The sequence below is a fragment of the Actinomyces minihominis genome (assembly GCF_900187855.1).
Lineage (GTDB): Bacteria > Actinomycetota > Actinomycetes > Actinomycetales > Actinomycetaceae > Scrofimicrobium > Scrofimicrobium minihominis.
The window spans coordinates 48,627-72,413 of record NZ_FYEG01000008.1 but is presented as its reverse complement, the minus strand read 5'-3'; the positions used below and the strand labels follow the sequence as shown (position 1 = coordinate 72,413).

Below are 23,787 nucleotides of genomic sequence, written 5' to 3'. Positions count from 1 at the left end.
CGGCATCCGTAACTCAGTAGGTTCCGACCTCATGAATATTATGCGACTATGCACATAGAGCATCCTTTGGCGCCCACCTGCTGATACTGAGGTTGGTCACAGCGACCCGCGCTGTTTCGATCTGGTGGAACCTGGTCTCGACACCCGGGCAAAACTGCCAGACTGGACCCGATGAAAGAATTACTTCGGGGCAGGGGGCTTCTGCTGCGCCCCCTAGGCATCGCCGACCTCAAGCAGATTAGGGCGGCGTGTGATGACCCCCTTTTCTTGAGGTGGCTGCCCTGGCGCAGCGGGGGTTACACCCGTGATTCGGCCGGGCGATTTCTCAGTGAGTTTGCCGAGAAGAGCTGGGCGCAAAATCTGCCAGTCTGGGCGATCTGTCTCGAAGGTTCGCCAGGGGACCTCATAGGAGTACTGGACCTTAGAGATCGCGGGGCGGGCGCCTGGGAAATTGGGTACTGGATGAGGGCGGACCACCGTGGTCGAGGTCTGATGCAGTTAGCGAACCACCTGGCAATTAACTTTGCATTTAACACCCTCGGAGCGCTGCGAATCATGCACTTCGCGCGGGTGGGGAACCACCAGTCTCGGAAGGTGGCACGCCTTCTCGGTTTTGCCCCCGAAGGTGTCCGTCGTAAACCAGTCGGTGAACACGGTGTGGAACGTCAGTGGCAACACTCACTGCTGAGGTCGGAATGGGCCCGGCAGTCCTGGGCCCAGAACGGCTAACTTGCGGTGAAACCTGACGCGGTGACTCATGCCACCTCTTTTCAAGCCCTTCTGGTTGGCCATTCTCGCGTCCGTCGTGTTAACTTAGAACCGCTCCAAGAGGCCAAGGTCAAAAGGTAGCAACACTGCGCGGGTGGCGGAATAGGTAGACGCGCTAGCTTGAGGTGCTAGTCCTCGTATAGAGGGTGGGGGTTCAAGTCCCCCTCCGCGCACAGTGTGAAATGTCGGGACATTCTTGATGGATGTCCCGACATTTTCATTTCCGCAGCCTTCCGGTGCAGTACCTCAACACCCTAGGGTTCCAGGTGGACGCCGGCTTCACGAAGGATCCGCAGTGCCTTGGGTCCGAACCCATGAAGGGCGAGCAGGTCCTGTTCGGTGTAGTTACCAAGTTGGCTCCGCCTGGTCACCCCCGCAGTTTTGAGTGCGGCTGTGGCCGGGGTACCTATCTTTGGTAGTCCGTAGGCAACTGTCTTCACCCGCTGCGTGATCACACGACGAATGAGAGCTTCCGGAAGTGGATCTGCCAGTGGAAACTGCACGGAACCTTTGCCCTGCTTGTACTTCGCAAACTCCTCCGCGAAGGCTTCGTGACCAACCGGAGTGGGTAACTTCTTCCCGCGAAGCGTACCGAGGCTCCCCCGGGGTGAGGGGCTGTGTCACCCATCACCTTCGGTGCTTTAATGGCATGACATGCAGCGATCTGTTTCAGCAGTACCATTCCAGCCAGAACGCTGCCTCACCGAAGAGCTGGGAGGAAGCATGGAAACGCATGAGCCCCGTGATGATGAGGTCAGTTTTGGGGAAAAGATGGAGCAGAAGGCAGAGGAAGCTACCCCTCCGAGCCGGGACCCCAGTTTTCCTACCGACCCACGGAACTGGCGCTGGACTGCTGTTGGACTAATCATCGTTGTCATTGTGGCGGTGGCGATCGTCTGGGCTATGTCCTAGAGCAACCCGTTAGGTATGACTGGGTTCGCTCCCAAACTTGTTAGGCTTCGGCAAGATACCGACCGCAATGTTTTGGAGCCAAAGTGAACCAGATGTCTGCGCAGAACCAGCTGCCAACCGAGTATGAAGGGGTGCAGATACCCGCGGAGTTGGCGCATCTGGTTGTGCTCCTCTCGGAACGCCTCGTGCTCGCCCCCGTCCTTCCCGCGGACACAGAGCGCGTTTACACCGCCGCTCAGTCCGAACGATTTAAGCGCTGGTTGCCCTGGGCGGCAGGGCGTTACACCGAGGAGATGGCCGCCGAGTTTACGGGCACCTTTGTGCCTAGTTCCTGGGCGTCGGGTCAACCCGTCTGGGGGATCTACCCCGTTCAGGACGACGGTTCCAAAGGTCAGCTCGCCGGTGTGATTGACCTGCGAATCTCGGGGACTGACCGGGAGGTCGGCTTCTGGATACACGGTGATTCCGAGGGTAACGGGTACATGACCGAGGCCTGCCGCCTGGTTCTTCGCGCTGCGTTTGAGCAACTGGGGGTGGCGCGTGTCCTGCATATTGCCGAGGTCGGTAACGAAGCCTCCCGGCGTATCGCGCGCAACTGTGGCTTTATCCCCGAAGGTGTCAGGCGGGTTGAGGACAAGAAAGGGCACATCGTCAGCCAGTGGCAGTCTGCCATTGTGAAGTCTGACTGGAATCGACTGGTTGGAGATATCGACATGGCAGGGTTCCCCGCAGTTCCCCCCGCTGAAGTTCTTCCGGGGGATCGCCCCGGTGACCTGGTGGCTGAGTTCCACGCGGTTTATGGCATGCCTAATCGGGTTGAGGACGGCCAGGAAGCAACACTTGACTTCGACCGTCTTCAAATGAGGATGTCCCTCATTGAAGAGGAGGTCACAGAGTTGGTCGAGGCCGTCTACGGGCCGCGAGCTGGGGAGATCCTTTCCGATACTTTCGCGAACCTTCCCGATGAGGGGGTGCGAGACGTAGTTGAGGCGGCTGATGCGCTCGCCGACCTCACCTATGTCATCTATGGCATGGCACTGGAAGCCGGGATCGACCTCGACCGAGTCTTGGCGGAAGTCCATTCCTCTAATCTCTCCAAGCTCATGCCCGATGGCTCGGTCAAGCGCCGGGAGGACGGAAAGATTCTCAAGGGCCCGAACTTCCGGGAGCCAAAGATTGCCGAAGTGCTGGGGACGATCGAGGACGGGCCCGAACCAGACGTTGAAAACAACCAGATTGAGGACTAAAAGAACGTGACTAATCCACTGCTTCACCCATCCGAACTTCCCTTTGGTGTTCCGGACTTCGCAGCAATCACGCTGGCCGATATCGAAGAGGGGCTCAACCTGGGCATGGCTCAGGAGAGAGAAGAATGGCGGGCTATCGCAGAAAACCCGGAACCCGCCAGCGTGATCAACACGGTTGTGGCCGTTGATGCGGCGGGCGGAGTTCTTGGACGTGCAGAGACCGTTTTCTACGTGTTGCTTTCATCGGTCGGTGGGCCCGAGCTCGATGCTCTCTATGAGAAGTTCGCTCCTCTCTTTTCGGCCCACAGCGATGACTTCTGGATGAACAAGTCGATCTATGAGAGGTACCTGGAAGTCTCCAAGCTTCCAGACCTCGACGAGGAGACCGCCTGGTTGGTCAGCGACACCGTACGCGCGTTTGAGCGTAGCGGTGTCGCCCTTGACGAGGACGGTCAGACACGTCTTCGAGAACTCAACGGCAAAATCGCTTCGATCCAGGCGCAGGTGGATGCCAAGATAACGGCACAACTGGACAGAACCCACACGGCTGGCTCAGATACAACTGAACTGGCTGGCTTGAGTGAAGAGCGCATCCAGAGTGCGGTGGAGAAGGCTCGCGAAACGGCAGATGGCTGGCGGATCCCCGTCATGAACTACTCCCAGCCCCCGATGATCGCCAGCCTGGACGACCATGTGACCCGGGGACGGGCACTTCATGACTCCATTACCCGAGGTTTCGGCGGAGATCCCGATCTTGACACGCGCCCCCTGATTGTTGAACTGGTCGGGTTGCGCCAGAAGCGTGCAGAGTTACTCGGGTTTGCCGACCATGCGTCGCTTGCCATGGATGATCAGACGGTCCCCGGACCACCGGAGGCGCTCGACCTGCTGCGTACCGTTGGCGAAGCCGCTATCAGGAACCTGGATCAGGAACGGGTGGCTTACGAGAAACTGGCTCAGGCGGAGGGTTTTGACCTCGGGCCAGAGGACTGGGTTTACTTCGAGGACAAGGCACGCGGTGACCTCCTGGGGATGGACGCCGATAAGCTGTCCGAGTACTTCGAGCTGGACCGGGTCGTCAAAGACGGTCTTTTCTTTGCTGCGGAGCGCCTCTATGGTCTGACCTTCCGTCCTCGTCCAGAGATCCGCGGGTGGACCGAGGACGTGGAGACCTATGAGGTCTTCGACGAAAACGGACTTCCCAGGGGCCTGTTCATGGCCGACTGGTACACCCGCCCTGGTAAGAGCGGCGGAGCCTGGATGAGTGAGATCCAGGCCGGTTGCGCACGCACCGGAAATCTGCCCATCATCACCAACGATGCCAACTTTGAGAAGCCGGAGGCAGGCAGGCCAACCCTGCTCACCTGGGATAGCGTTGAAACCTGCTTCCACGAGTTCGGTCACGCCCTCCACGGTTTGCTGACACAGACCTACTACGAGTCGACGGCAGGCACCGAGGTACCTAATGACTTCGTTGAACTGCCCAGTCAACTCAACGAAATGTGGGCCTACCACCCCGAGGTCCTCGCCAACTATGCGCGCCACTACCAAACCGGTGAAGGACTTCCCGACCATGTCGTCGAGAAACTCTCAAAGTCGAAGTACTTCGGCCAGGCCTTCTCGACCTTGGAGTACGTGCAAGCGGCCCTCATCGACCACTACTGGCACAGGAATGAGTCGGACCTACCGGAGGCTGTCGAGGACGTCGAGACATTCGAGAAGACTGCTCTCGCAGCTGGTGGGGGAGCCCATGACCTGGTCGTGCCGCGCTACCGCACCCCCTACTTTGCGCATACCTTCGCCGGTGGATACGACGCCGCCTATTACTCTTACATGTGGGCGGAAGCGATGGTCGGAGAACTTGAGGAATGGTTTGAGGAGCAGTCGTTGACGAATGAGGACGGACGACCTGATGGCGGCTTTAATCGCCAGGCCGGACGTCTGCTACAGGACCAACTACTCAGTCGGGGAAACTCCCGCGACCCTCTGGCATCATTTGTGGCAGTTAGAGGCCGGAAACCAGAGGGCGCGGCTGTAACCCGCCGCCGGGGTTTGCAGTAAGCAAGTAAGCTTGTTGCGACTCATCAGGCAGTGCCCGGTGTGACAGATGGCTAGATGCGGAAGGGGCCGAACGTGGCTCGAGTAATCGTAATTGGTGGCGGATACGGTGGAATCACCGTTGCAAAGGGACTCGATCCGGTGGCGGATGTCGTCCTCATCGATAGGAATGATCGCTTTGTACACCATGCAGCGGCCCTCCGCGCTGCCGTAGATGATGTGTGGGAGCAGGCGATCTTTATGCCCTACTCCTACCTGCTCTCCAAGGGCAAGGTCATCAATGGCAACGTTTCTCGCGTGGATGGGAACACGGTTCACCTCTACGGCCACGAACCGATGGAAGCTGACTATATCGTTCTAGCCACAGGGTCAACCTACCCCTTCCCGGCGAAGCACATCACCGGGCAGAGCGCAATTGCTAAGCACCGGCTCCGTGAGTTGCGCGCGGGGCTTAGTACCGCTGAGAAGGCGGTCATTGTCGGCGGTGGAACCGTTGGTCTAGAGCTGGCGGGTGAGCTCCGTGAGGTCTTCCCGAACCTAGAGATCGAGATCATTGAGGTCAAGGACGAACTATTGGGTTCCCCCGGGTTCACCCCTGAGTTCCGCACCTTGATCCAGGATCAGGTTGCTGAGCTTGGCATCAAGGTTACTGCCGGGGCGTCGCTGGCCTACCTGCCCCCGACTCCCGCAGGCACCCTGGGGCGCTTCGAGGTGGAAACCACCACGGGTGAAAGAGTTAGTGGTGACGTGTGGTTCCAGTGCTACGGTTCAGAGCCCGTCACCGGTTACCTGCGCGGCACCGACTACCAGGAAGCACTCACGGAGGCCGGGACGGTACGCGTCTTGCCGACCATGCAGGTGGCAGGCCATGATCACACCTATGCGGTTGGTGACATCACGAATGTTCCCGAAGCGAAGAGGGCTGATGCTGCTCGCGACCAGGCCCGCGTGGTGGTCGCGAACATTGCCTCTCAGATTGAGGGCGGAGAGCCCGAGGTGACATACCATCCGAAACGGGACTGGATTGTCCTCCCGCTCGGTCCCTCACACGGTGCTTCTCAACTATTTGACGGAGAAGGTGCCACCCGCATCGTTGGATCGGAAGAGACCGCCGAGATTAAGGGGACCGACCTGATGATTTCGGTGATCCGTTCCCAGCTGGGCCTTCCGTAGGAAGATAGTGCGTTTCTCAATGTCGGCTAGGCTAGGAGCATGTCCATGGAACCCCGTTCTGCGCTAAGCAGGCTTGTGTCTGCCCTAGAACACCACTTCGATATGGCGCGCAACTCAGATGTGGTTGCTCCCGCCATGGTTGAGGACGCTGAATTACGTCTTCAGGATGCCCTTTTCATCTATGACGATGCCCTGTTCACCAGCTTCGGAGTCGAGTTACCGATTGAGCTGCTCGACGACGACTACGGGGACGACGATGACGAAGATGATGAGGACGACGTCGACGACGAGGATGATGATGACGACTCCTACGACATCGACGGGGAAGACTCTGTGGCGGACCTTCTCGACGAGGACGAGTGACAGTTCAGACTCGGTTCAGCCGGGGGTTGGCGTAGGTCAGTCAGAGGGCAGCGACGTCCAGCAGGCAAGCTCTGCGGAGCAGATTATCCAGATCTGGGTCAATGATGCAGGCGTCCCAGGGCAGCCAGAGGACCGTGCAGGTTTGAAGACCACCCCCTAGGTAAGTGATACCTCAGTCAGTACGTCCCGCAGCTCGCGCTGCAGGTGCAGGGTTGGTTCTTCAAGGATTGCGTCAAGCTGGCGTGAGTTACGCGGGCCAATAATGGCGGTTGACACGAGGGGCTGAGCCAGGACCCACGCCAGGGCCACCTGAGACGGAGTAGTGCCTAGCCCTCCTGCCGCGCGCACCACGGCCTCGACAACCCGGGCGTGACGCTGCGTCAGGTACGGCTCGACCAGGGACGCAAGGTGGCTTGAGGCCGCCCGAGAGTCCGGTGGGGTTGAGTTGCGGTACTTCCCGGTGAGGACGCCCTGGGCGAGGGGGTTCAGTGCTACAAACCCCAAACCACTTTCACTGCCGCGCGGCATCAGGTTGACCCGGGCGGAGGCATCCAAAAGAGAAAAGGGTGAAGCCAGTGCGGCAAAGGGCTCTTCACCAGGAGTGAAACTTGTCAGGGCACCGAAGTCCCAGTCGCTAAACCCGGCGGCCCCCACGTAGTGGGCGCGCCCGGTTCGCAGGGCGAACTGAGCGGCCTCTCGGATCTCTCCGATTGAAATACCCTGCCTGGGGCCGTGTATGACCCACAGGTCGACGTGGTCGGTTCCCAGGTCTGCCAGAGCGGTGTCAAGCGAAGCAATCAGGTTCCGCTTGGAGGCTCTGGGCCCCAGCATGCTGATGTCGCGGCGGGTAGCGGCTTGAAGCGGGCCCCCGGTGGGTTCGGGCAGGTTGCCGGAGTGCAGGATGAGGACGAGGCGGTCACGAAGCCCATCCGCAATGGTTGAACCGACGGCGCGAACTCGTCCCTCAAATGTTGCGCTTCCCCAGTCTGAGGGAACATCAAGAGTCGTTCCGCCCGCCTCGAGGAAAGACTGCAACATTGCCGCCGCCTCAAAGTCGTCGGTATCACGACCCCAGGTGAGGGTCCCGAGGCCAAGAGCAGAGACAGCCAGACCACGCTGGCCCAGTCGACGAATTTCCATGTGCTCCATAGTACGGGGTGACGGGACCGAACCTGAGGTGGTCGGGCGGTAGGCTGGCCGGATGGATTGGTTACAAGCGATCATCATGGGCCTGGTTCAGGGCCTCACCGAATTTCTCCCCGTATCGTCCTCCGCGCACCTCCGGGTGGTCGGAGAACTGATTGGCGCCGGAGATCCGGGAGCGGGTTTCACTGCAATCACCCAAATTGGTACCGAGACTGCGGTCCTGATCTTTTTCTGGAAAGACATTGTCCGGATCGTCAAGAGCTGGTGGTACTCGCTGCCATTCATCGGTGGGGAAAACCGAGTCCCGTCATCCAACCCCGATGCCCGCCTCGGTTGGATGATCATCGTTGGCTCAATCCCCATCGCTGTCCTCGGCCTCCTGCTTGAGGACTGGATCGACACCACCTTCCGCAACCTATGGATCACCGTGGTGATGTTGATTGTGTTCGGCCTCCTTCTTGGTTACGCAGACCGGATTGGTAAGCGCGTCAATACTCTTGACAACATGAAGTGGGGACAGGCTATTGGCTTCGGGTTTGCCCAGGCTCTCGCCCTCATCCCCGGCGTCTCTCGCTCAGGGGGCACCATCACCGCTGGACGCCTCATGGGGTTCACCCGTGAGGCCGCTGCACGCTACTCATTCCTCCTTGCCCTACCCGCGGTCTTCGCCTCGGGCTTCTACAAGATGTTCAAATCCTTGGGGGATGAAACAAGCGTGGCGGCAGGCCCTACGATCGTCGCAACCGCGGTTGCATTTGCCGTGGGTTACATGGTGATCGTCTGGTTCCTCAAGCTTGTCACCACGAAGTCATTCGAGCCCTTCGTCATCTACCGCATTGCATTCGCGATTGTCGTTGCAGTTCTGCTCATCGTCGGGGTACTCCAGCCCCTCTCCGTCACCGTCGTCTAGGAAAGGAAGATTCTCCATCACTGCGCACGCTGCACTTCAGGCCGTCCTCTTCGATATGGACGGAACATTTGCCGATACCGAACCGGTCTGGTTGGCTTCAGAGGCCTCTTACGTTCAGAAGCGCGGAAAAGAATGGGGAGTCGAGGACGCTCTTGAGCTCGTCGGTGGTTCAGCTCTGGCTACCACCACCAAGCTCATTGAAAAGACAGGGTCCGCAGACACCCATGATGAGGTGTTCGCATACCTGCTGGACTACCTGATGCGAACGATTGAGGCCGGTGAGGTGAAGATGAGGCCGGGAGCCCTCGAGCTGGCCCTCGAACTTAAGGAAGCCGGAGTTCCCATCGCCCTCGTCACCTCATCGGTTCGGCCGATGGTGGAGGCAATGCTGAAGCATGTTCCAGCGGGACTCTTCGATGCTGTCGTGACAGCGGATGATGTGGCGAGCCATAAGCCATCGCCAGAACCGTATCTGCTTGCAATGAAGCTTCTCGGAGTTGAGCCAAGTGGCTGCGTCGTCCTCGAGGACTCGATGGCCGGAGTCACCTCTGGTTTGGCGGCCGGAGCGGCCGTGGTTGCGATTCCCTGCGTTGCAGAAATAGAGGAACGTGAGGGCTTGAACTGGGTGGAGTCGGCCGCTCACCTCGACCTCGATCTACTCGGCGAAATCGTAGCGGGTCGACGGGTTGACTATCGCTCTGTCTGACGGATCGACAGGAGTTTTCGCAAACCTTCCTCAGGGAGCGGTTTCAGCACGCCCCCGAACGCGGGGCAGTCAGCCTGGAATGGACACCAGTCACACAGGCGCGAAGTTTTCGGTTCGAAGACCTCTCGGTTGGCGTCTGATTCGATCCGCTCCCACAGTGCGTTGACCTCGCCCTCGAACCCTTCAATAGCGGCAGGATCGGGGTCAAGCGTGAGCACATTTCCGGTGCGTAAGTAGAGCAGCTGGGTTCGCTTGGGGAGGCGCTGGGTCTCCCTTAGCAGCAGCGAGTAGAAACGCATCTGGAAGAGGGCGTCCTCCATGAACCTGGGGGAGGGGGCCCGGCCTGTCTTGTAGTCAATAACCCGCAGAGCACCGTCCGGGGCCTCATCAATCCGATCGATGATCCCCCGGAGTAGCACCCCGGAGTTCAGACGTGCATCAACCAGCTCTTCACAACCTTTCGGCTGCAGGTTCTGGGGCTGTTCCAAGGTGAAGTAGTTGTCGACCAGCTTCTCAGTATCCGCGCGGCCGGTGGCTGCCACCCCAGGGTTTTCGAACAGCGCCTGAGCCTGCTCGTCCCGGGAAAGGACAGACCGCCAGGCCCCGGGGAGAAGCCCCCGGGCGGTCTGGGGAGTCCTAGCTGTCCGCGGTTCTTTGAAAAGGTCCTCCAGGACCTCATGAACAACATTGCCTTTGACTGTGGCTTCAGTCGGGGGCTGGCGTACTCCATCGACCACCGAGTAGCGGAACTTGAGTGGGCACTGCAGGTACTCTTTGGCTCTCGATGCAGACAGCGCTGGGGATCGTGACATGCGGTAACTCTAGTCTGTCGTGGTGAGGCTCATGGCTTCGGGGACTGGTGCTTAAGACCCGTCTGGGTAGAGTTATTGGAGATCCCCAAGTCTGAATGGAACACGATGAGCACTGCCTTTAGCGGAGATGAGCCAATGGGTCCAGCCCGCCGACGCGGGCCCTTGCGGCCAGGTGACAAGGTTCAGGTGACGGATCCGAAAGGTCGACTCCACACCGTGACCCTGGTTCCCGGAGGACGCTTTCAAACCAACCGGGGAACGCTTGACCACGACGACGTCCTCGGTAAACCAGACGGTCAGGTGGTTGAGGTCGCCGACGGTAAGACCTTCCAGGTGATCCGTCCCCTTCTCTCGGACTACACCCTGTCGATGCCGCGTGGTGCCGCCATTATCTACCCCAAGGATGCGGGCCAGATCGTCCAGTTTGCCGATATCTTCCCGGGGGCCCGGGTCCTGGAATCAGGAGTGGGATCCGGGGCGCTTTCTGCCTCGCTTCTAAGTGCCGTGGGCCCTTACGGTCATCTTCATTCAGTTGAGATTCGCGAAGAGTTTGCGGCGATTGCCCAGGCCAATGTTGACCTCTGGTTCGGGGGGAGGCACCCGGCCTGGGAACTTCAGGTAGCCGACATAGGTGTGGCACTTGAGCAGATTGAACCGCAGTCGTACGACCGGGTGATTTTCGACCTCCTCAACCCGTGGGACTTCGTTGATGGGGCCGCCCGAGTCCTGGAAGCCGGGGGAGTGTTCCTAGCCTACGTGGCCACCGTGCCGCAGATGTCTCGAGTCGTTGAGAAACTACGTCAATCAGGAGAGTTCTCCAACCCCTACTCCTGGGAGTCCACGATTCGCTCCTGGCACGTTGAGGGACTATCCGTTCGGCCGGACCACCGCATGGTCGCCCACACCGGCTTCCTGGTGGTTGCCCGCCGCCTGGCCCCCGGCACAGGCAACCACGAGTTGGTATCGCGCCCCGCCCCCGCAGCTGAGGGCAAGGGCGGAGAGTGGGACGGGGTGACCGAGTGGTCCGAAGAGACCCTGGGACTGCGGCAGCCAAACGCCAAGAAACTGCGCCGCCTGCGACGGGATGTTGAGTCACGCGCAGCCACCTGGCTCGGCAAAGAAGCGGATGAAACGATGATGAATGAGGACGACACCGATGCCTGATCAGAACACTGCGCAGCTGCGACTGCAGATCTCGGGACTCGAAGAGAAGAACGGCAACCTCACCGATGCGTTGATCCGAGCTCGAAAGCAAATCATCGACCTTCAAGCCGAGGTCGACATGATTAACCGGCCGCCCTCAACGATCGGTGTTCTGGTCTCTGCCCACCCCCTAACCCTTGAGGTTGAAGTGCTGATTGGAAGCCGCCGTATGCGACTTCCGGTGGCGCCGGATCTGGATTTCACCGCCCTGAGCCCGGGTTCCCTCCTGAGAATCGACGAACGACAAACGGTAGCCCAGTCGCTCGGCTTCCCTCGCGAGGGAACGCTTGCCACCGTCCTCGAGGTTCTTGGAAATGACCGGGTCCTTGCGGCCTCGAACAACGGGGCCGATCACATCCTTCACCTGGCCGGACCCCTACGCCATGGCACCCTGAGGGCCGGGGACAACATCATGTGTGACCCGAGGGCGGGGTTTGCCTACGAGCGGATCGTACGCACCGACGTGGAAGATCTACTCACCCCGGAGGTGCCGGACGTTCCCTACTCTGCCATCGGTGGTCTTGACGAGCAGATCGCCCAGGTACGGGATGCTATTGAGCTGCCCTTCACCCACCCCGAACTGTTCCGTCGCTACGATCTGCGACCCCCTCGTGGCATCCTCCTTTACGGTCCACCTGGTTCCGGTAAAACCCTGATCGCCAAGGCCGTTGCCACGGCACTATCTGCGGAGCATTCGCAGAAGACCTACTTCATCTCCATCAAGGGACCTGAACTACTCAATAAGTTCGTTGGTGAAACCGAACGACACATTCGGGCCATCTTCACCCGGGCTCGTGCCCTCGCTTCCTCGGATGTACCCGTCGTCATCTTCTTTGATGAGATGGAAGCCCTGTTCCGTACACGCGGCACCGGAATCTCCTCGGATGTTGAAACCATGATTGTGCCCCAGCTCCTCGCAGAGATGGACGGGCTTGAGGCAATGGAGAATGTCGTTGTCATCGGTGCCTCAAACCGGCCCGACATGATTGATCCTGCTGTCCTGCGTCCGGGGCGGCTTGACGTCCGCATTCGCATTGACCGACCCAACCGCCGGCAGGCTCACGATATCTTCACCAAGTACCTGACCCCGGATCTTCCAATCAGCCCGGAGTTAATCGCCGTGGAAGGCTCCGCCGAGGCCGCGGTCGAACTTCTTATCGAACGTGCCCTCGACCGCCTCTACGTTCGAGACAGTGCAAGCGCACTGTTTGAGATTCGCCTGACGAACGGGCAGTTCGACATTCTCTACCCCTCCGATTTGGTCTCGGGCGCAATGATTGCCGGCATCGTTGAGCGCGCCAAGAAGGCAGCCATCAAGGACTCCCTTGCAACCGGAGAAAGCGGATTGACCACAGCTCACGTGCTGAAGGGAGTTGAGGAAGAGATGCGGGAGTCCCTCGAACTAGCCTCAACCACGACCCCTGAGGAGTGGGCGCGTACCGTGGGCCTGCGCGGGGGCGAAGTCGCTAATATCACCCCGATCCAACACGACTAGGTTGCAGGACTGCCGAAGGAGGAGCAACTGAAATGGACTCTGGGTTGAAGCCAAACCACGCCGCGCGGGTCATGGGAACTGAAACTGAGTTTGGTATTTATCGGCCCGGTGAACCGGGTGCAAATGCGATCGCCCTGTCAACAGAAGCGGTCTCAACCTACGCGCAAAACTACCGCCACCCGTTGCCAGCGGTTAGTTGGGACTACCGCGGAGAGGATCCCCTGAACGACATCCGCGGGATACGCCTGGATCGCGCCAACGTCGACCCATCACTTCTGACCGATGACCCCTACCACCTGGCACCATCAGGAGGTTCAGAGAACCTCCCTGTTCCGGGTGCCGAGGAACGTCGCCTCTTCAGTCCCACCTCGATCGTCCTCACCAACGGAGCACGTTTCTACGTTGACCACGCCCACCCCGAGTACTCTTCACCCGAGTCCCTCAATGCACTAGATGCGGTGCTGTGGGACAAGGCTGGGGACGAGGTCGCCCGCCGGGTGATGAAGATGCGAGAAGACCGGGGGGAGGCCCCGCTGGTCCTCCTCAAGAACAACGTCGATGGAAAGGGCGCCACCTATGGCTCCCACGAGAACTACCAGGTAGAGCGCGCCGCAGACCTCGATGATCTCATCCGCTTTTCGATCCCCTTCCTGGTGACCAGGCAGATCTTCTGCGGCAGTGGCCGCGTCGGTTTGGGGCAGCGGTCCGAGCGCGCCGGCTTCCAAATCTCGCAGCGCGCCGATTACGTAGAAAATGACATCGGTTTGGAGACAACCTTCAACCGTCCTATCTTCAACACCCGTGACGAGCCACATGCCAACCACCACTTCTGGCGCAGAGTCCACGTGATTGGCGGAGATGCCAACCTCTTTGACGTGTCGGCCCTTCTCAGACTCGGAACCACCTCCCTGGTGCTTCGCGCCATCGAGGCGGGAACGACAATGGAGTGGGAAAACCTTGATATCGACAACCCGGTCGAGGCTGTCCAGGAGGTTTCTGGAGACCTGACCCTGAAGCGTGAGCTGACAATGCGAAGTGGGGAGTCGGCGACCGCCCTCCACATTCAACGTCGCTACAGGGACCTGGTAATCGATGCGCTTGAAGGAGCACTTTCAGAGGTTGATCAGCAAGTCGTACGTCGCTGGGGCGAGGTGCTCGACCTACTCGAAGAGGATCCCCTCAGTGCAGCCGCCCAGGTTGAGTGGGTGGGTAAGTACCTGCTGTTAGATCGCCAGCGAACCAGGCTCGGAGTCGAGTGGGACGACCCTCGAATCATCGCGATGGACCTGCAGTGGTCCGACCTGCGCCCCGAAAAGTCTCTAGTTGAAGTCCTGAGGCGCGCCGGTATGGTCGAGGAACTGTTCTCAGAAGAACAGATCAGCGCTGCAGCTGACACTCCACCCCCCGGAACCAGGGCCCTGGTTCGAGGAAACGAAGTCCGGGATAACCCGCACCTCGAGTATGCCTCCTGGACCTCCCTGGTCAGCAGGCACCCAAGTGGCAAGCACCTGGTACGGGTCCCGCTTGCGGATCCGGCCTCGACCTCGTCAAACATCCAGTAGAAAGTAAGCTGGGGGAAGCGAAGGGAGCACCATGGCACAGATTAGCGTCCACGGCGGTGGCGGAGACGACTTTGAAGACGAAGACGGGGCGGTGGGGGCCGGCCAGGTTCACGTCAACCCACTCGATTCGATACTGGAAGAAATTGACGTCGTCCTCGAGCAGAATGCGGAGTCGTTCGTTCAGGGCTTCGTTCAGAAGGGCGGCCAGTAGGTGCATCGCAGGATCTTCGGGGTCGAGACCGAGTACGGGCTGACCTGTGCGTCGACGACGGGGGGAGTTCCACCCCTGGAGCCGGAGGAGGCCGCGCGGATCCTGTTTGAACCACTGGTGAAGCGGGGACGCTCAACCAATGTCTTTCTACCTAATGGGGGCCGCCTCTACCTGGATGTCGGAGCGCATCCAGAGTATGCCACTGCTGAGTGCTCTGACGTCTGGGACCTCCTCGCGCAGGTCAGGGCCGGATCAGACATGCTGTCTCAGATGGCTCGCGAAGCCGATCAGGATCTTGACGAACGCGGCATTAAAGGGCAGATCCACCTGTTTGCCAACAACATGGACTCAGTCGGAAACTCTTTTGGCTGCCATGAAAACTACCTGCTGAGGCGCAGCAGGGACTTTCGCGAAATGGCGGATGCCTTAATCTCGTTTTTCGTTACCCGCCAGATTATTGCCGGTGCTGGTGCCATCGTCACCTCTGATGATGGTGAGGTGAGCTATGCCTTCTCGGCGCGCGCTGACCAGATGCATGATGCCCTCTCTGGGGCGACAACGCGGGCTCGACCCATTATCAACACCCGGGATGAGCCCCTCGCGGACTCGACTTCCTACCGGCGCCTTCACGTCATCGTGGGTGATACCAATGTGGCAGAGCCGACCACTGCTCTAAAGGTCGCCAGCACCGACCTCGTGCTGCACGCTCTTGAGACCGGGAGCAACTTCGCCGACCTCGTCCTGGCGGAACCACTTGAAGCCATTCGCCAGATCAGTTTGGACCTGACCGGAGAGGCAAAGGTTGCCCTTGCTGACGGGCGCCTGATGACGGCAGTAGAGATCCAAAGGGAGATCCGCACGCGTGCCCTCGCCTCACTCAGAGGCGAGAGTGTTTCGGACCTCTATGCCTACCTGTTTGATCTGTGGGGGCGTGCCCTAGACGCGGTTGAGTCCCGAGACTGGGCGGGAATCTCCACCGAGATCGACTACGCCATCAAGATGAACCTGGTGCACAGCTATCGCGAACGTACCGGAGCGACTCTTGACGACCCGCGGGTGGCGCGCCTACTGCTGGCTTACCACGACATCACGGATGCCGGACTGGCTCCGCGGATGGAAGCCAGCGGGGCCATGCTCAGACTGACTTCGTCCGCCCAGGTGGAGCAGGCAGTTGAGCAGGCTCCCGCGACGACGCGAGCCACCCTGAGGGGAGCCGCCGTGAAAGCGGCGGAAACCCATCGCCGCGATCTCGGGGTGGACTGGGTCAACCTCCGGCTCGATGGCACGGGAATGATGATTGCCCTGCAGGACCCATTTGCCACCGAGGACGAGCGAGTCGGCGAACTGATATCGAAGATGGCTAGGGACTGACCCGCCATGAAACATCCGTATCCTTCCCGGCGCTCCATCCACCACGCCAAGGGGGGCGCGTCAGCCCAACAGCCCGTAGAGCAGACGGGCGAGGACGGAGCTGAGGATCAGGAGCCGAAGCAGCTGCCGAAGCGGTGTGATCGACACTCAGATGACAAGAAAAAAGCGAGTAAGAGGGCCCGGAGGCGGAAGCTCCCCACGATCAGCCACCAGGCCGGCTGGACCATTGGCGTCGGAGTGGTCGGCGCGATAGTTGCGGGAGTGCTTCTCTTCTTCGGTTTCGTTGGTTCGCGAGCACTCGACCAGGATGTCCTGACCGTTGAGGGTCCGCTGGACGCGGTGACGGTCGCGGGGCGTCAGGGATCAACCCCGGTGGTGACGACGACCGTGCCCGTCGAAGTTGCCTCTGCCAAGATGCGGGTGGAACTTCGTGGCGACGGTCGGGAGATCACAGAGGGATCCCCGATTTTGGTGGCGGTGACCGCCTACAGCGGAGAGACAGGCGAAAACATCAACCCGATGGGCACGCCCAACCTGATTCTTGGCACGGCTAGCGAGGAGGATCTCGGACCGCTTCTCAGCCGAATCCTGATTGGAACCACCGAGGGTTCCCGCGTGGTGATTGCCCGCCCTCTCGAAGACGGACAGACAGAGATCGATGTGGTTGACGTGCTCTACACCATCGCCCGGGGTGCCCTAAACGAAGAGCCCGGGGGTCCACTGACCGTCACCTTTGATGACCTGGGACCAGCTGTGACCCACGCTCCGGGTGCGCCGCCGAGCGGCCTCATCATTCAGGTTCTCAACCAGGGGAGTGGCCCCCAGGTCGCCCTAACCGACTCCGTGGTCCTGCAGTATATTTCGGGAACCTGGACCGATGGTCGCATCACGGGTTCGACCTGGGCTACCGGAACTCCCGAGATGATCCGGCTCGAAGATGCCATGCCCGGACTGCGTGATGCCCTTGTAGACCAAAGGGTGGGGAGCAGGCTAGCTTTGACCATTCCTGCGGACATGGCCACCGGTGAGGATACTCTTTTCATGGTCGTAGACATTCTGGGAGCCATGCCGGCTTCAGAAGCAAGCGGCACAGTCGGCGAACAGGCGGCTGAATCAGGAGAGTAAACATCAGGGAGAGAGCAATGGCCAAGCAGATTTCTGTGATCCCGTGCCTAGACATGTTTGAGGGTCGCGTCGTCAAGGGTGTGAAGTTCGAAAAACTTCGAGATGCCGGTGACGCAGTCGAGCTGGCGCACCGCTACTTTGATGAGGGTGCAGATGAGATTGCCTTCCTGGATGTTTCGGCCTCAACGCTTGGAAAGCGCACCATGGATGACATTGTGTCGCGGGCCAGCAGCGGGATTGGTGTACCCCTGGTTGTGGGAGGGGGAATCGGCTCGGTGGAAGATGCCAAGCGCCTCCTCGACCTCGGAGCCACCCGGGTCTCCGTGAACACCTCGGCACTGGCGCGTCCCGAGTTGATCAATGAGTTGAGCGAGACTGTTGGTAGCGACGCTGTGGTCGTCTCTTTGGACGTGGCGACGAATGATGATGTCACCGATGCGCCCCGGTATGAAATAACGACTCACGGTGGTAAGCAGACGACCGGTCTTGATGCACTCAAGTGGGCCAGAGAGGTGCAGCGGAGGGGTGCCGGTACGATCATGCTGAACTCTATTGCTGAGGACGGTGTTCAGTCCGGCTACGACCTCGGTCTGATTAGGGCGGTGCGGGATGCCGTAGCGATCAACCTCATTGCCTCTGGTGGTGCTGGCCGTGTCGAAGACTTTGTCCTTGCTGCTCAGGCTGGGGCTGATGCGGTTCTAGCGGCCTCAGTTTTCCACTTCGGTACCGTCACGGTCCCCGAGGTAAAGGCTGCGCTAGTTGAAGCAGGCTTTGACGTGGCAGGCGGAGCTCGTTGAGCCTTCCTGCGGATGTGGTGCAGCGCCTCAAACGGGATGGCAACGGCCTGGTTTGTGCGGTGGTGCAGGATCATGGGACGGGGCGGGTCCTCATGGTTGGATACATGGATGATGAGGCCCTGAACCGGACCCTGCACAGTGGACTGGTGACCTTCTGGTCCCGATCGCGCCAGCAGTACTGGGTCAAGGGTGAGACTTCTGGAAACGTCCTCCGCCTGGTGGGCGTTGAGGTCGACTGCGACGGAGACGCGCTGCTCATTCAGGCTGTTCCTTCCGGACCGACCTGTCATACGGGTGTCAGTTCGTGCTTTGATGCTGGCGGATCCATTTCGTTGCCCGGACCCGAATAGGCCCGAGGCCCCCTGTGGGCCTACCATCGACGCAGGAGGAGGCAGCTATGACAGTCCTTGATGACATTATTGCCGGGGTGGTCAGGAAGACTTCAGAACGCGAAGCTCAAGTCTCTCTTGATGAGATCAGGCGACGCGCAGCGGCCGCGCCAGACGCGAAGGACGTCATATCGGCCCTGAGGGATGTCCCCGGAGCCGTGTCGATCATTGCGGAAATTAAGAGGCGCTCACCTTCAAAGGGAGATCTCTCTGATATTCCGGATCCAGCTCATCTGGCTCAGATCTATGAGCAGGGTGGGGCCTCGATGGTTTCGGTCCTTACCGAGGAGCTGCGGTTCAAAGGCTCCCTCGAGGACCTAGCAGAAGTACGTAGGGCCGTCGACATTCCGGTTCTCCGCAAGGACTTTATTGTCACTCCGTACCAGGTCCATGAGGCCCGAGCCTATGGTGCGGACTCGATTCTCCTGATCGTGGCGGCGTTGGAGCAGCCGGCTTTAATCTCATTGATTGAGCGAGCCAAATCATTGGGTATGACCCCGCTGGTTGAAACGCACTCTCGACTCGAAGTTTTCAGGGCACTTGAGGCGGGAGCAGAGGTTATCGGTGTTAATGCCCGTAACCTCAAGGACCTCTCGGTGGATCGCCGCAATGTCGATGAGGTTATCGATGTGATTCCCGCGGACGTAATCGCGGTGGCTGAGTCAGGGGTCCGATCCGCCAGGGACGTCCTCGATTATGCCCTCGCGGGGGCTGACTCGGTTCTAGTCGGAGAGGCGCTTGTGACCAGCAGGTCGCCTCTGGAGCAGATTTCAGACATGGTTAGCGCGGGATCGCACCCGGCGTTGCTAACCGATCGGAAAAAGCGGGTGCGTGACGCGGGGGATAAGGCGCAGTGAGTTCCCAGGAAGAACGGTATTTCGGTGAGTTTGGTGGGCGGTTCGTGGCAGAACCGCTGCAGGGTGCAGTCGATGAACTTGATGAGGCCTGGCAGTCTGCCTGGCATGATCCAGAGTTCCAGCACGACTTCAAGCAGCTTCTCGATGAGTATGCCAATCGCCCCTCACTTCTGACCGAGGTGCCCCGTTTCGCGAAGGGGACGGGAACCCGCATTTTTCTGAAGCGTGAGGACCTCAATCACACTGGGTCCCACAAGATCAACAACGTCCTCGGACAGGCTTTGCTGACGAAGCGAATCGGCAAATCGCGGGTGATTGCTGAGACTGGAGCTGGGCAACACGGCGTCGCCACCGCAACGGCTTCGGCACTTCTCGGACTCGACTGCACCATCTACATGGGCTATGAGGACACGAAGCGTCAGGCCCTGAACGTGGCCCGAATGCAGATGCTGGGGGCCGAGGTGGTTGCGGTCACTCAGGGAAGCCAGACACTGAAGGATGCGGTGAATGAGGCTTTCCGTGACTGGGTTACCAATGTGGCCGACACAAACTACATCTTTGGTACGGCCTCGGGACCACACCCCTTCCCGGGAATGGTCCGTGACCTCCAGAGGGTCATCGGTGATGAAGCGCGTGAGCAGATCCAGCACGCTGCGGGACGCCTTCCCGATGCGGTGTTTGCCTGCATCGGTGGTGGCTCAAACGCCATTGGAATGTTCACTGCATTCGTACCTGATGAGGGGGTTGAGCTGATCGGCTGTGAGGCAGCAGGCGACGGATACGAAACGGGTCGACACGCTGCTTCGATCACCGAGGGTGCAGTGGGAATACTCCACGGAACCCGCACCTACGTGCTGCAGGAACGCGATGGGCAGACCAAGGCTTCACACTCCATTTCAGCGGGGCTCGACTACCCGGGGGTGGGGCCGGAACACGCTCACCTCTCAGCAATCGGGCGTGCCCACTACCTCCCTATCTCTGATGCAGAGGCCATGGAAGCATTCCGCTACCTGTCCCGCACCGAGGGAATCATCCCCGCCATTGAGTCCGCACATGCCCTTGCGGGTGCGCTGCAGTGGGCCCGGGAGAACGGTGATGCTAAAGCCACCGAGAGCCAGCAGAAGATCATCATCGTCAACCTGTCTGGCCGTGGGGATAAAGACATGGAAACCGCTGCCGCCTGGTTTGGGTTTGGGAAGCCTTCCTTCATGAGGGTTGATCCCTCGGCGGAAGGTGGGCGCTCTAATGACCAGCCGAACGCAGAGCCCGGTGAAGCTATCAATGGGGAAGGGGAGCAGCTATGAGGCACAGTTCAGAGGCTATCCGTCGGGAGCTTGCTGCCGGGAATGCGGCTCTTATTGCTTACCTTCCACTTGGTTACCCCACCGTGGAAAAGTCACTTGAGGCTGCCCGTGTTCTTGCGGCGAATGGCGTCGATGCCTTCGAACTGGGTTTTCCATACTCCGATCCAGCCATGGACGGTCCCGTTATTGAGCGGGCCGTTGTCGAAGCGCTGGAACACGGCACGCACCTCGAGGATCTCTTTGCAGTCACCAAGAGTCTGAGCGACGACGGCATCCCGGCGCTTTCAATGACCTACTGGAACCCCGTGCACTGGTATGGAGTTGAACGCTTTTCGCGAACGTTTGCTGAGGCCGGCGGCGCGGGTCTCATCACACCGGATCTCCCTCCTGAAGAGGCTGCAGAGTGGGTGGAATCTTCTGACAGGTGGGATCTTGAGAGGGTTTTCCTCGCGGCTCCCTCGTCCTCAGATGAACGCCTGAAGATCGTCTCCAAGGCGACCAACTCGTGGATCTACGCCGCTTCAACAATGGGGGTGACGGGCCAGCGTGGTTCTGTTGATCAGTCCGCGCGAAACCTGGTGCAACGCTGCCGCGATGCCGGCGCCCCTCTTGTCTGCGTGGGTATCGGCGTCTCGACCAAGAAGCAGGCAAGGGAGATCTCGGCCTACGCAGATGGCGTAATCGTTGGGTCGGCCTTTGTGAAGCTACTTGCTAACCCGGACTGGGAGCGGGCACTCTTGGATGCTGGAGCTCTTGCTCGCGAACTAAAAGAGGGGACTCGGAACACCAAGTGATTGCCGAAATGACGTACCAGCTAGCAACTGCACTTCCAGCCTCGATACCATCACCTGAAGTGGGGACGTGGTGGCTCGGGCCGATTCCTATTCGAGCCTATGGAATTTTCATGGCACTCGCCATGGTGCTTGCGGCCTACGTCACCTGGGTGCGGTACCGGGCCAAGGGTGGTGAGGGCGAGGTCGTTCTCGATGTCACCATGTGGGCCATTCCCTTTGGGATCGTCGGTGCGCGCCTCTATCACGTCGTCACGACGCCCTACGGTTTCTTTGGTGAGGGCGGGGACCCCTGGGCAATCCTGCGGATCTGGGAGGGTGGCCTAGCCATATTCGGAGCCATCGGATTCGGCGCTATCGGTGCCATCATTGGGCTCCGCCGGGCCGGCCAGAGGGTTGGTCCCTTCGCGGATGCCCTGGCACCCGGCCTGCTGCTTGCCCAGGCACTGGGCCGGCTGGGCAACTATTTCAACCAGGAGCTCTTCGGGTCACCGACCACCCTTCCCTGGGGTCTTGAGATTGACGCCGCTCACCTTCCTTCCGGATACGCTGAAGGCACGCTGTTCCACCCCACGTTCCTTTACGAAGCACTGTGGAACATCACTATGGCCGCCCTCATCATCTTCATTGGCCGCAAGTTTGCGCTGAAGTCGGGCCAGGCCATGGCGATGTACATGATTATGTACCCGATCGGACGCATCTGGATGGAGACGATGCGCCTGGATGAGGCACGTGAGTTCCTAGGGCTGCGCACCAACACCTGGACCTCACTTTTGATCCTGGCTGCGGGCATCATCGTGTTCTTTGTCGCTGGTCGCATTGGCGCACCCACCCAGATTTCTGAGCAGGAACGTCAGCGCTACATCGATATCGTCGCGAAGAAGAACCCGCAGCGAGCCGCGGATTTGGAGATTGAGGACATCCAGGAGACCGCAGCCCAGGACCTAGGTGCCGATGAGGACGAAGACGCGGGTCTTGAGGAAGAAAACACTTCGCCCGTCGACAAACCTTGAGGGGACTACGGTCCCAAGGGGTAGAATCACCCTGAAGATACTTTTTACGGCTGTGTAGCCCAAGAGGATGAGAAAATATAGATGCGTAGAGCAAAGATCGTCTGCACTATTGGACCTGCAACAGAGTCTTCGTCGCAGATTCAAGCTCTGATCGATGCAGGCATGGATGTAGCCCGAATCAACCGAAGCCACGGCAGCGCCGAAGAGCATGCCAAGGTTATTCGTCGGGTTCGTCGTGCTTCTGATAACTCCGGCCGAGCCGTGGCGGTGCTCGTTGACCTTCAGGGTCCGAAGATCCGCCTGGAGCGATTTGCGGAAGGCCCGCAGATGCTCAACGAAGGTGACACGTTCACCATCACCACCCGCGATGTTCCAGGTAACAAGGAAATCGTTGGAACCACCTTCAAGGAGCTACCCGGTGACTGCAGCCCCGGTGACCGTCTTCTGATTGACGACGGCAACGTGGGTCTGCGCGTTATCGAAGTGACAGAGACCGACGTTGTAACCAGGGTTGAAGTGCCCGGAATGGTTTCTGATAACAAGGGCCTGAACCTTCCAGGCGTAGCCGTCTCTGTCCCGGCTCTGTCTGAGAAGGACCGTGATGACCTTCGCTGGGGCCTTCGTGAGGGCGCTGACTTCATCGCGTTGTCATTTGTGCGGGACGCTTCGGATGTTAACGACGTTCGCGCCATCATGATTGAAGAGGGCATCATCGTCCCGGTTATCGCCAAGATTGAAAAGCCGCAGGCTGTTGCGAACCTGGCTGAGATTGTGGAGGCTTTTGACGGCATCATGGTTGCTCGCGGTGACCTCGGCGTCGAAATGCCCCTTGAAGAAGTGCCGCTGGTGCAGAAGGAAGCCATTGAGTTGGCTCGCCGTGCCGCCAAGCCGGTTATCGTCGCCACGCAGGTGATGGACTCGATGATCAAGAACCCACGTCCGACCCGTGCAGAGGCTTCTGACTGCGCCAACGCCATCCTTGATGGTGCCGATGCGGTCATGCTTTCGGGAGAGACCTCGGTGGGTGCCTTCCCGATCCAGGCTGTTCGCACCATGGCTCGGATTATTGAGAACACGGAAGAGAATGGGGGCGACCGTATTGCCCCACTGGGCGCCTTCCACGCTGACCAGTCAGGTGTGATCTGCCAGGGGGCTGCGGCATTGGCCTCTACGCTCTCAGCCCGTTACCTGGTGACGTTCACGACCTCGGGTCACACGGCCCGGCAGATGTCCCGGATGCGTTCCTCGATCCCGCAGATCGCGTTCACGCCGCTGGACTCGACTCGCCGCCAGCTTGCTCTGTCCTGGGGTGTGCAGACCTACAGGCTGCCAACTGTTTACCACACCGATGAGATGGTTGATCAGGTGAGCCAGGTTGCCCGCGCCGCCAGAATTGTTGAGGGCGGAGAGAAACTGGTCATCGTCGCAGGAATGCCCCCCGGCATTGAGAAGACGACGAACTCGATTCGTGTTCACACGATTCCTGGAGATCCGTCAGATAACGTGACCTCGTACAGTTCGAGTTCGGCAAGCCTGCCGACCAACTAGCAAACAGGGTCCAAAGAAGGGGCAGT

Annotated in this window: 24 protein-coding genes and 1 tRNA gene; 22 read left to right on the top strand and 3 right to left on the bottom strand. The window is 59.7% G+C overall.

Annotation, left to right across the window (positions count from 1 at the left end; all coding sequences use genetic code 11):
- Positions 1 to 171: 171 nt before the first annotated feature.
- Entirely contained in the window at positions 172 to 729 is a 558-nt protein-coding gene (locus tag CS903_RS08100) for a GNAT family N-acetyltransferase (protein ID WP_099333047.1), read from the top strand.
- 127 nt (positions 730 to 856) lie between these two features.
- Positions 857 to 941, top strand: a tRNA-Leu gene (locus CS903_RS08095).
- An 81-nt stretch (positions 942 to 1,022) separates the two neighbouring features.
- Here the strand turns inward: CS903_RS08095 and CS903_RS08090 are convergent.
- A complete protein-coding gene (locus CS903_RS08090) occupies positions 1,023 to 1,271 on the bottom strand; it encodes a helix-hairpin-helix domain-containing protein (protein ID WP_207203792.1) in 249 nt (82 codons plus the stop codon).
- Positions 1,272 to 1,491: 220 nt separating this feature from the next.
- On the opposite strand from CS903_RS08090, the gene CS903_RS08085 reads away from it, so the two are divergent.
- The 5 genes from CS903_RS08085 (at position 1,492) to CS903_RS08065 (ending at position 6,521) form a co-directional block, all read left to right on the top strand.
- The gene (locus tag CS903_RS08085) at positions 1,492 to 1,680 is read left to right on the top strand and encodes a hypothetical protein (protein WP_099333046.1); all 189 of its coding nucleotides are present in this window, start codon (positions 1,492 to 1,494) and stop codon (positions 1,678 to 1,680) included.
- Positions 1,681 to 1,772: 92 nt separating this feature from the next.
- Positions 1,773 to 2,927, top strand: coding sequence for a bifunctional GNAT family N-acetyltransferase/nucleoside triphosphate pyrophosphohydrolase family protein (locus tag CS903_RS09625; protein WP_129587637.1), 1,155 nt, complete (start codon positions 1,773 to 1,775; stop codon positions 2,925 to 2,927).
- 6 nt (positions 2,928 to 2,933) lie between these two features.
- Entirely contained in the window at positions 2,934 to 4,988 is a 2,055-nt protein-coding gene (locus CS903_RS08075) for a M3 family metallopeptidase (RefSeq protein WP_099333044.1), read from the top strand.
- Positions 4,989 to 5,060: 72 nt separating this feature from the next.
- Positions 5,061 to 6,158, top strand: coding sequence for an FAD-dependent oxidoreductase (locus CS903_RS08070; protein WP_099333043.1), 1,098 nt, complete (start codon positions 5,061 to 5,063; stop codon positions 6,156 to 6,158).
- Positions 6,159 to 6,197: 39 nt separating this feature from the next.
- Complete coding sequence (locus tag CS903_RS08065) at positions 6,198 to 6,521, top strand: DNA primase (RefSeq protein ID WP_099333042.1); 324 nt, start codon at positions 6,198 to 6,200, stop codon at positions 6,519 to 6,521.
- A gap of 156 nt (positions 6,522 to 6,677) precedes the next feature.
- Here CS903_RS08065 and CS903_RS08060 read toward each other — a convergent pair whose 3' ends face one another.
- Entirely contained in the window at positions 6,678 to 7,661 is a 984-nt protein-coding gene (locus CS903_RS08060; RefSeq protein ID WP_164996717.1) for an aldo/keto reductase, read from the bottom strand.
- Positions 7,662 to 7,722: 61 nt separating this feature from the next.
- Between CS903_RS08060 and CS903_RS08055 the strand changes: the two genes are divergently transcribed.
- Together CS903_RS08055 and CS903_RS08050 are read left to right on the top strand one after the other, a co-directional pair.
- Positions 7,723 to 8,577: an undecaprenyl-diphosphate phosphatase gene (locus CS903_RS08055; protein WP_099333041.1), complete on the top strand. Its 855-nt coding sequence runs from the start codon at positions 7,723 to 7,725 to the stop codon at positions 8,575 to 8,577.
- Positions 8,462 to 9,283 carry an HAD family hydrolase gene (locus CS903_RS08050; RefSeq protein WP_306345678.1) on the top strand — a complete coding sequence of 274 codons (822 nt, stop codon included), beginning with the start codon at positions 8,462 to 8,464 and terminating at the stop codon, positions 9,281 to 9,283. The genes CS903_RS08055 and CS903_RS08050 overlap by 116 nt, the downstream gene beginning before the upstream one ends.
- Here CS903_RS08050 and CS903_RS08045 read toward each other — a convergent pair.
- A complete protein-coding gene (locus CS903_RS08045) occupies positions 9,268 to 10,095 on the bottom strand; it encodes a RecB family exonuclease (protein ID WP_099333039.1) in 828 nt (275 codons plus the stop codon). The genes CS903_RS08050 and CS903_RS08045 overlap by 16 nt on opposite strands.
- A 105-nt stretch (positions 10,096 to 10,200) precedes the next feature.
- Between CS903_RS08045 and CS903_RS08040 the strand changes: the two genes are divergently transcribed.
- The 13 genes from CS903_RS08040 to pyk all read left to right on the top strand — a co-directional run bounded on the left by CS903_RS08040 (position 10,201) and on the right by pyk (position 23,761).
- Positions 10,201 to 11,259, top strand: coding sequence for a tRNA (adenine-N1)-methyltransferase (locus tag CS903_RS08040; protein ID WP_099333038.1), 1,059 nt, complete (start codon positions 10,201 to 10,203; stop codon positions 11,257 to 11,259).
- On the top strand, positions 11,252 to 12,793 hold the full coding sequence (arc, locus tag CS903_RS08035; RefSeq protein WP_099333037.1) for a proteasome ATPase: 1,542 nt from the start codon (positions 11,252 to 11,254) through the stop codon (positions 12,791 to 12,793). The genes CS903_RS08040 and arc overlap by 8 nt, the downstream gene beginning before the upstream one ends.
- 32 nt (positions 12,794 to 12,825) lie before the next feature.
- Positions 12,826 to 14,355: a depupylase/deamidase Dop gene (gene dop, locus CS903_RS08030; RefSeq protein WP_099333036.1), complete on the top strand. Its 1,530-nt coding sequence runs from the start codon at positions 12,826 to 12,828 to the stop codon at positions 14,353 to 14,355.
- Between the two features lie 31 nt (positions 14,356 to 14,386).
- Positions 14,387 to 14,566 carry a ubiquitin-like protein Pup gene (locus CS903_RS08025; protein WP_099333035.1) on the top strand — a complete coding sequence of 60 codons (180 nt, stop codon included), beginning with the start codon at positions 14,387 to 14,389 and terminating at the stop codon, positions 14,564 to 14,566.
- Positions 14,567 to 15,937 carry a Pup--protein ligase gene (gene pafA / locus CS903_RS08020; protein WP_099333034.1) on the top strand — a complete coding sequence of 457 codons (1,371 nt, stop codon included), beginning with the start codon at positions 14,567 to 14,569 and terminating at the stop codon, positions 15,935 to 15,937.
- Between the two features lie 6 nt (positions 15,938 to 15,943).
- Positions 15,944 to 17,062 (top strand): FKBP-type peptidyl-prolyl cis-trans isomerase, encoded by a 1,119-nt coding sequence (locus CS903_RS08015; protein WP_099333033.1) that lies wholly within the window; start codon positions 15,944 to 15,946, stop codon positions 17,060 to 17,062.
- A gap of 17 nt (positions 17,063 to 17,079) precedes the next feature.
- Complete coding sequence (gene hisF / locus CS903_RS08010) at positions 17,080 to 17,859, top strand: imidazole glycerol phosphate synthase subunit HisF (RefSeq protein WP_099333032.1); 780 nt, start codon at positions 17,080 to 17,082, stop codon at positions 17,857 to 17,859.
- Complete coding sequence (gene hisI / locus CS903_RS08005) at positions 17,856 to 18,209, top strand: phosphoribosyl-AMP cyclohydrolase (protein WP_099333031.1); 354 nt, start codon at positions 17,856 to 17,858, stop codon at positions 18,207 to 18,209. Before hisF ends, hisI begins: the two co-directional genes overlap by 4 nt.
- 47 nt (positions 18,210 to 18,256) lie before the next feature.
- Complete coding sequence (gene trpC / locus CS903_RS08000; RefSeq protein ID WP_099333030.1) at positions 18,257 to 19,105, top strand: indole-3-glycerol phosphate synthase TrpC; 849 nt, start codon at positions 18,257 to 18,259, stop codon at positions 19,103 to 19,105.
- Positions 19,102 to 20,409, top strand: a complete 1,308-nt coding sequence (gene trpB / locus CS903_RS07995) for a tryptophan synthase subunit beta (RefSeq protein ID WP_099333029.1) — start codon at positions 19,102 to 19,104, stop codon at positions 20,407 to 20,409. The genes trpC and trpB overlap by 4 nt, the downstream gene beginning before the upstream one ends.
- The gene (gene trpA, locus CS903_RS07990; protein WP_099333028.1) at positions 20,406 to 21,203 is read left to right on the top strand and encodes a tryptophan synthase subunit alpha; all 798 of its coding nucleotides are present in this window, start codon (positions 20,406 to 20,408) and stop codon (positions 21,201 to 21,203) included. Before trpB ends, trpA begins: the two co-directional genes overlap by 4 nt.
- An 8-nt stretch (positions 21,204 to 21,211) precedes the next feature.
- Complete coding sequence (lgt, locus tag CS903_RS07985) at positions 21,212 to 22,213, top strand: prolipoprotein diacylglyceryl transferase (RefSeq protein ID WP_099333070.1); 1,002 nt, start codon at positions 21,212 to 21,214, stop codon at positions 22,211 to 22,213.
- An 81-nt stretch (positions 22,214 to 22,294) separates the two neighbouring features.
- The gene (gene pyk / locus CS903_RS07980; RefSeq protein ID WP_099333027.1) at positions 22,295 to 23,761 is read left to right on the top strand and encodes a pyruvate kinase; all 1,467 of its coding nucleotides are present in this window, start codon (positions 22,295 to 22,297) and stop codon (positions 23,759 to 23,761) included.
- Positions 23,762 to 23,787 lie beyond the last annotated feature (26 nt).

Excerpts from the sequence above, each read along its gene's own strand:
- CS903_RS08015 (WP_099333033.1), top strand. The coding sequence starts at position 15,944 with ATGAAACATCCGTATCCTTCCCGGCGCTCCATCCACCACGCCAAGGGG.
- CS903_RS08065 (WP_099333042.1), top strand. The coding sequence starts at position 6,198 with ATGTCCATGGAACCCCGTTCTGCGCTAAGCAGGCTTGTGTCTGCCCTA.
- dop (WP_099333036.1), top strand. The coding sequence starts at position 12,826 with ATGGACTCTGGGTTGAAGCCAAACCACGCCGCGCGGGTCATGGGAACT.
- CS903_RS08085 (WP_099333046.1), top strand. The coding sequence starts at position 1,492 with ATGGAAACGCATGAGCCCCGTGATGATGAGGTCAGTTTTGGGGAAAAG.
- CS903_RS08025 (WP_099333035.1), top strand. The coding sequence starts at position 14,387 with ATGGCACAGATTAGCGTCCACGGCGGTGGCGGAGACGACTTTGAAGAC.
- trpA (WP_099333028.1), top strand. The coding sequence starts at position 20,406 with ATGAGGCACAGTTCAGAGGCTATCCGTCGGGAGCTTGCTGCCGGGAAT.
- trpC (WP_099333030.1), top strand. The coding sequence starts at position 18,257 with ATGACAGTCCTTGATGACATTATTGCCGGGGTGGTCAGGAAGACTTCA.
- hisF (WP_099333032.1), top strand. The coding sequence starts at position 17,080 with ATGGCCAAGCAGATTTCTGTGATCCCGTGCCTAGACATGTTTGAGGGT.
- CS903_RS08055 (WP_099333041.1), top strand. The coding sequence starts at position 7,723 with ATGGATTGGTTACAAGCGATCATCATGGGCCTGGTTCAGGGCCTCACC.
- CS903_RS08045 (WP_099333039.1), bottom strand. The coding sequence starts at position 10,095 with ATGTCACGATCCCCAGCGCTGTCTGCATCGAGAGCCAAAGAGTACCTG.
- CS903_RS08040 (WP_099333038.1), top strand. The coding sequence starts at position 10,201 with ATGAGCACTGCCTTTAGCGGAGATGAGCCAATGGGTCCAGCCCGCCGA.
- arc (WP_099333037.1), top strand. The coding sequence starts at position 11,252 with ATGCCTGATCAGAACACTGCGCAGCTGCGACTGCAGATCTCGGGACTC.
- CS903_RS08100 (WP_099333047.1), top strand. The coding sequence starts at position 172 with ATGAAAGAATTACTTCGGGGCAGGGGGCTTCTGCTGCGCCCCCTAGGC.
- CS903_RS08060 (WP_164996717.1), bottom strand. The coding sequence starts at position 7,661 with ATGGAAATTCGTCGACTGGGCCAGCGTGGTCTGGCTGTCTCTGCTCTT.
- lgt (WP_099333070.1), top strand. The coding sequence starts at position 21,212 with ATGACGTACCAGCTAGCAACTGCACTTCCAGCCTCGATACCATCACCT.
- pyk (WP_099333027.1), top strand. The coding sequence starts at position 22,295 with ATGCGTAGAGCAAAGATCGTCTGCACTATTGGACCTGCAACAGAGTCT.
- CS903_RS09625 (WP_129587637.1), top strand. The coding sequence starts at position 1,773 with ATGTCTGCGCAGAACCAGCTGCCAACCGAGTATGAAGGGGTGCAGATA.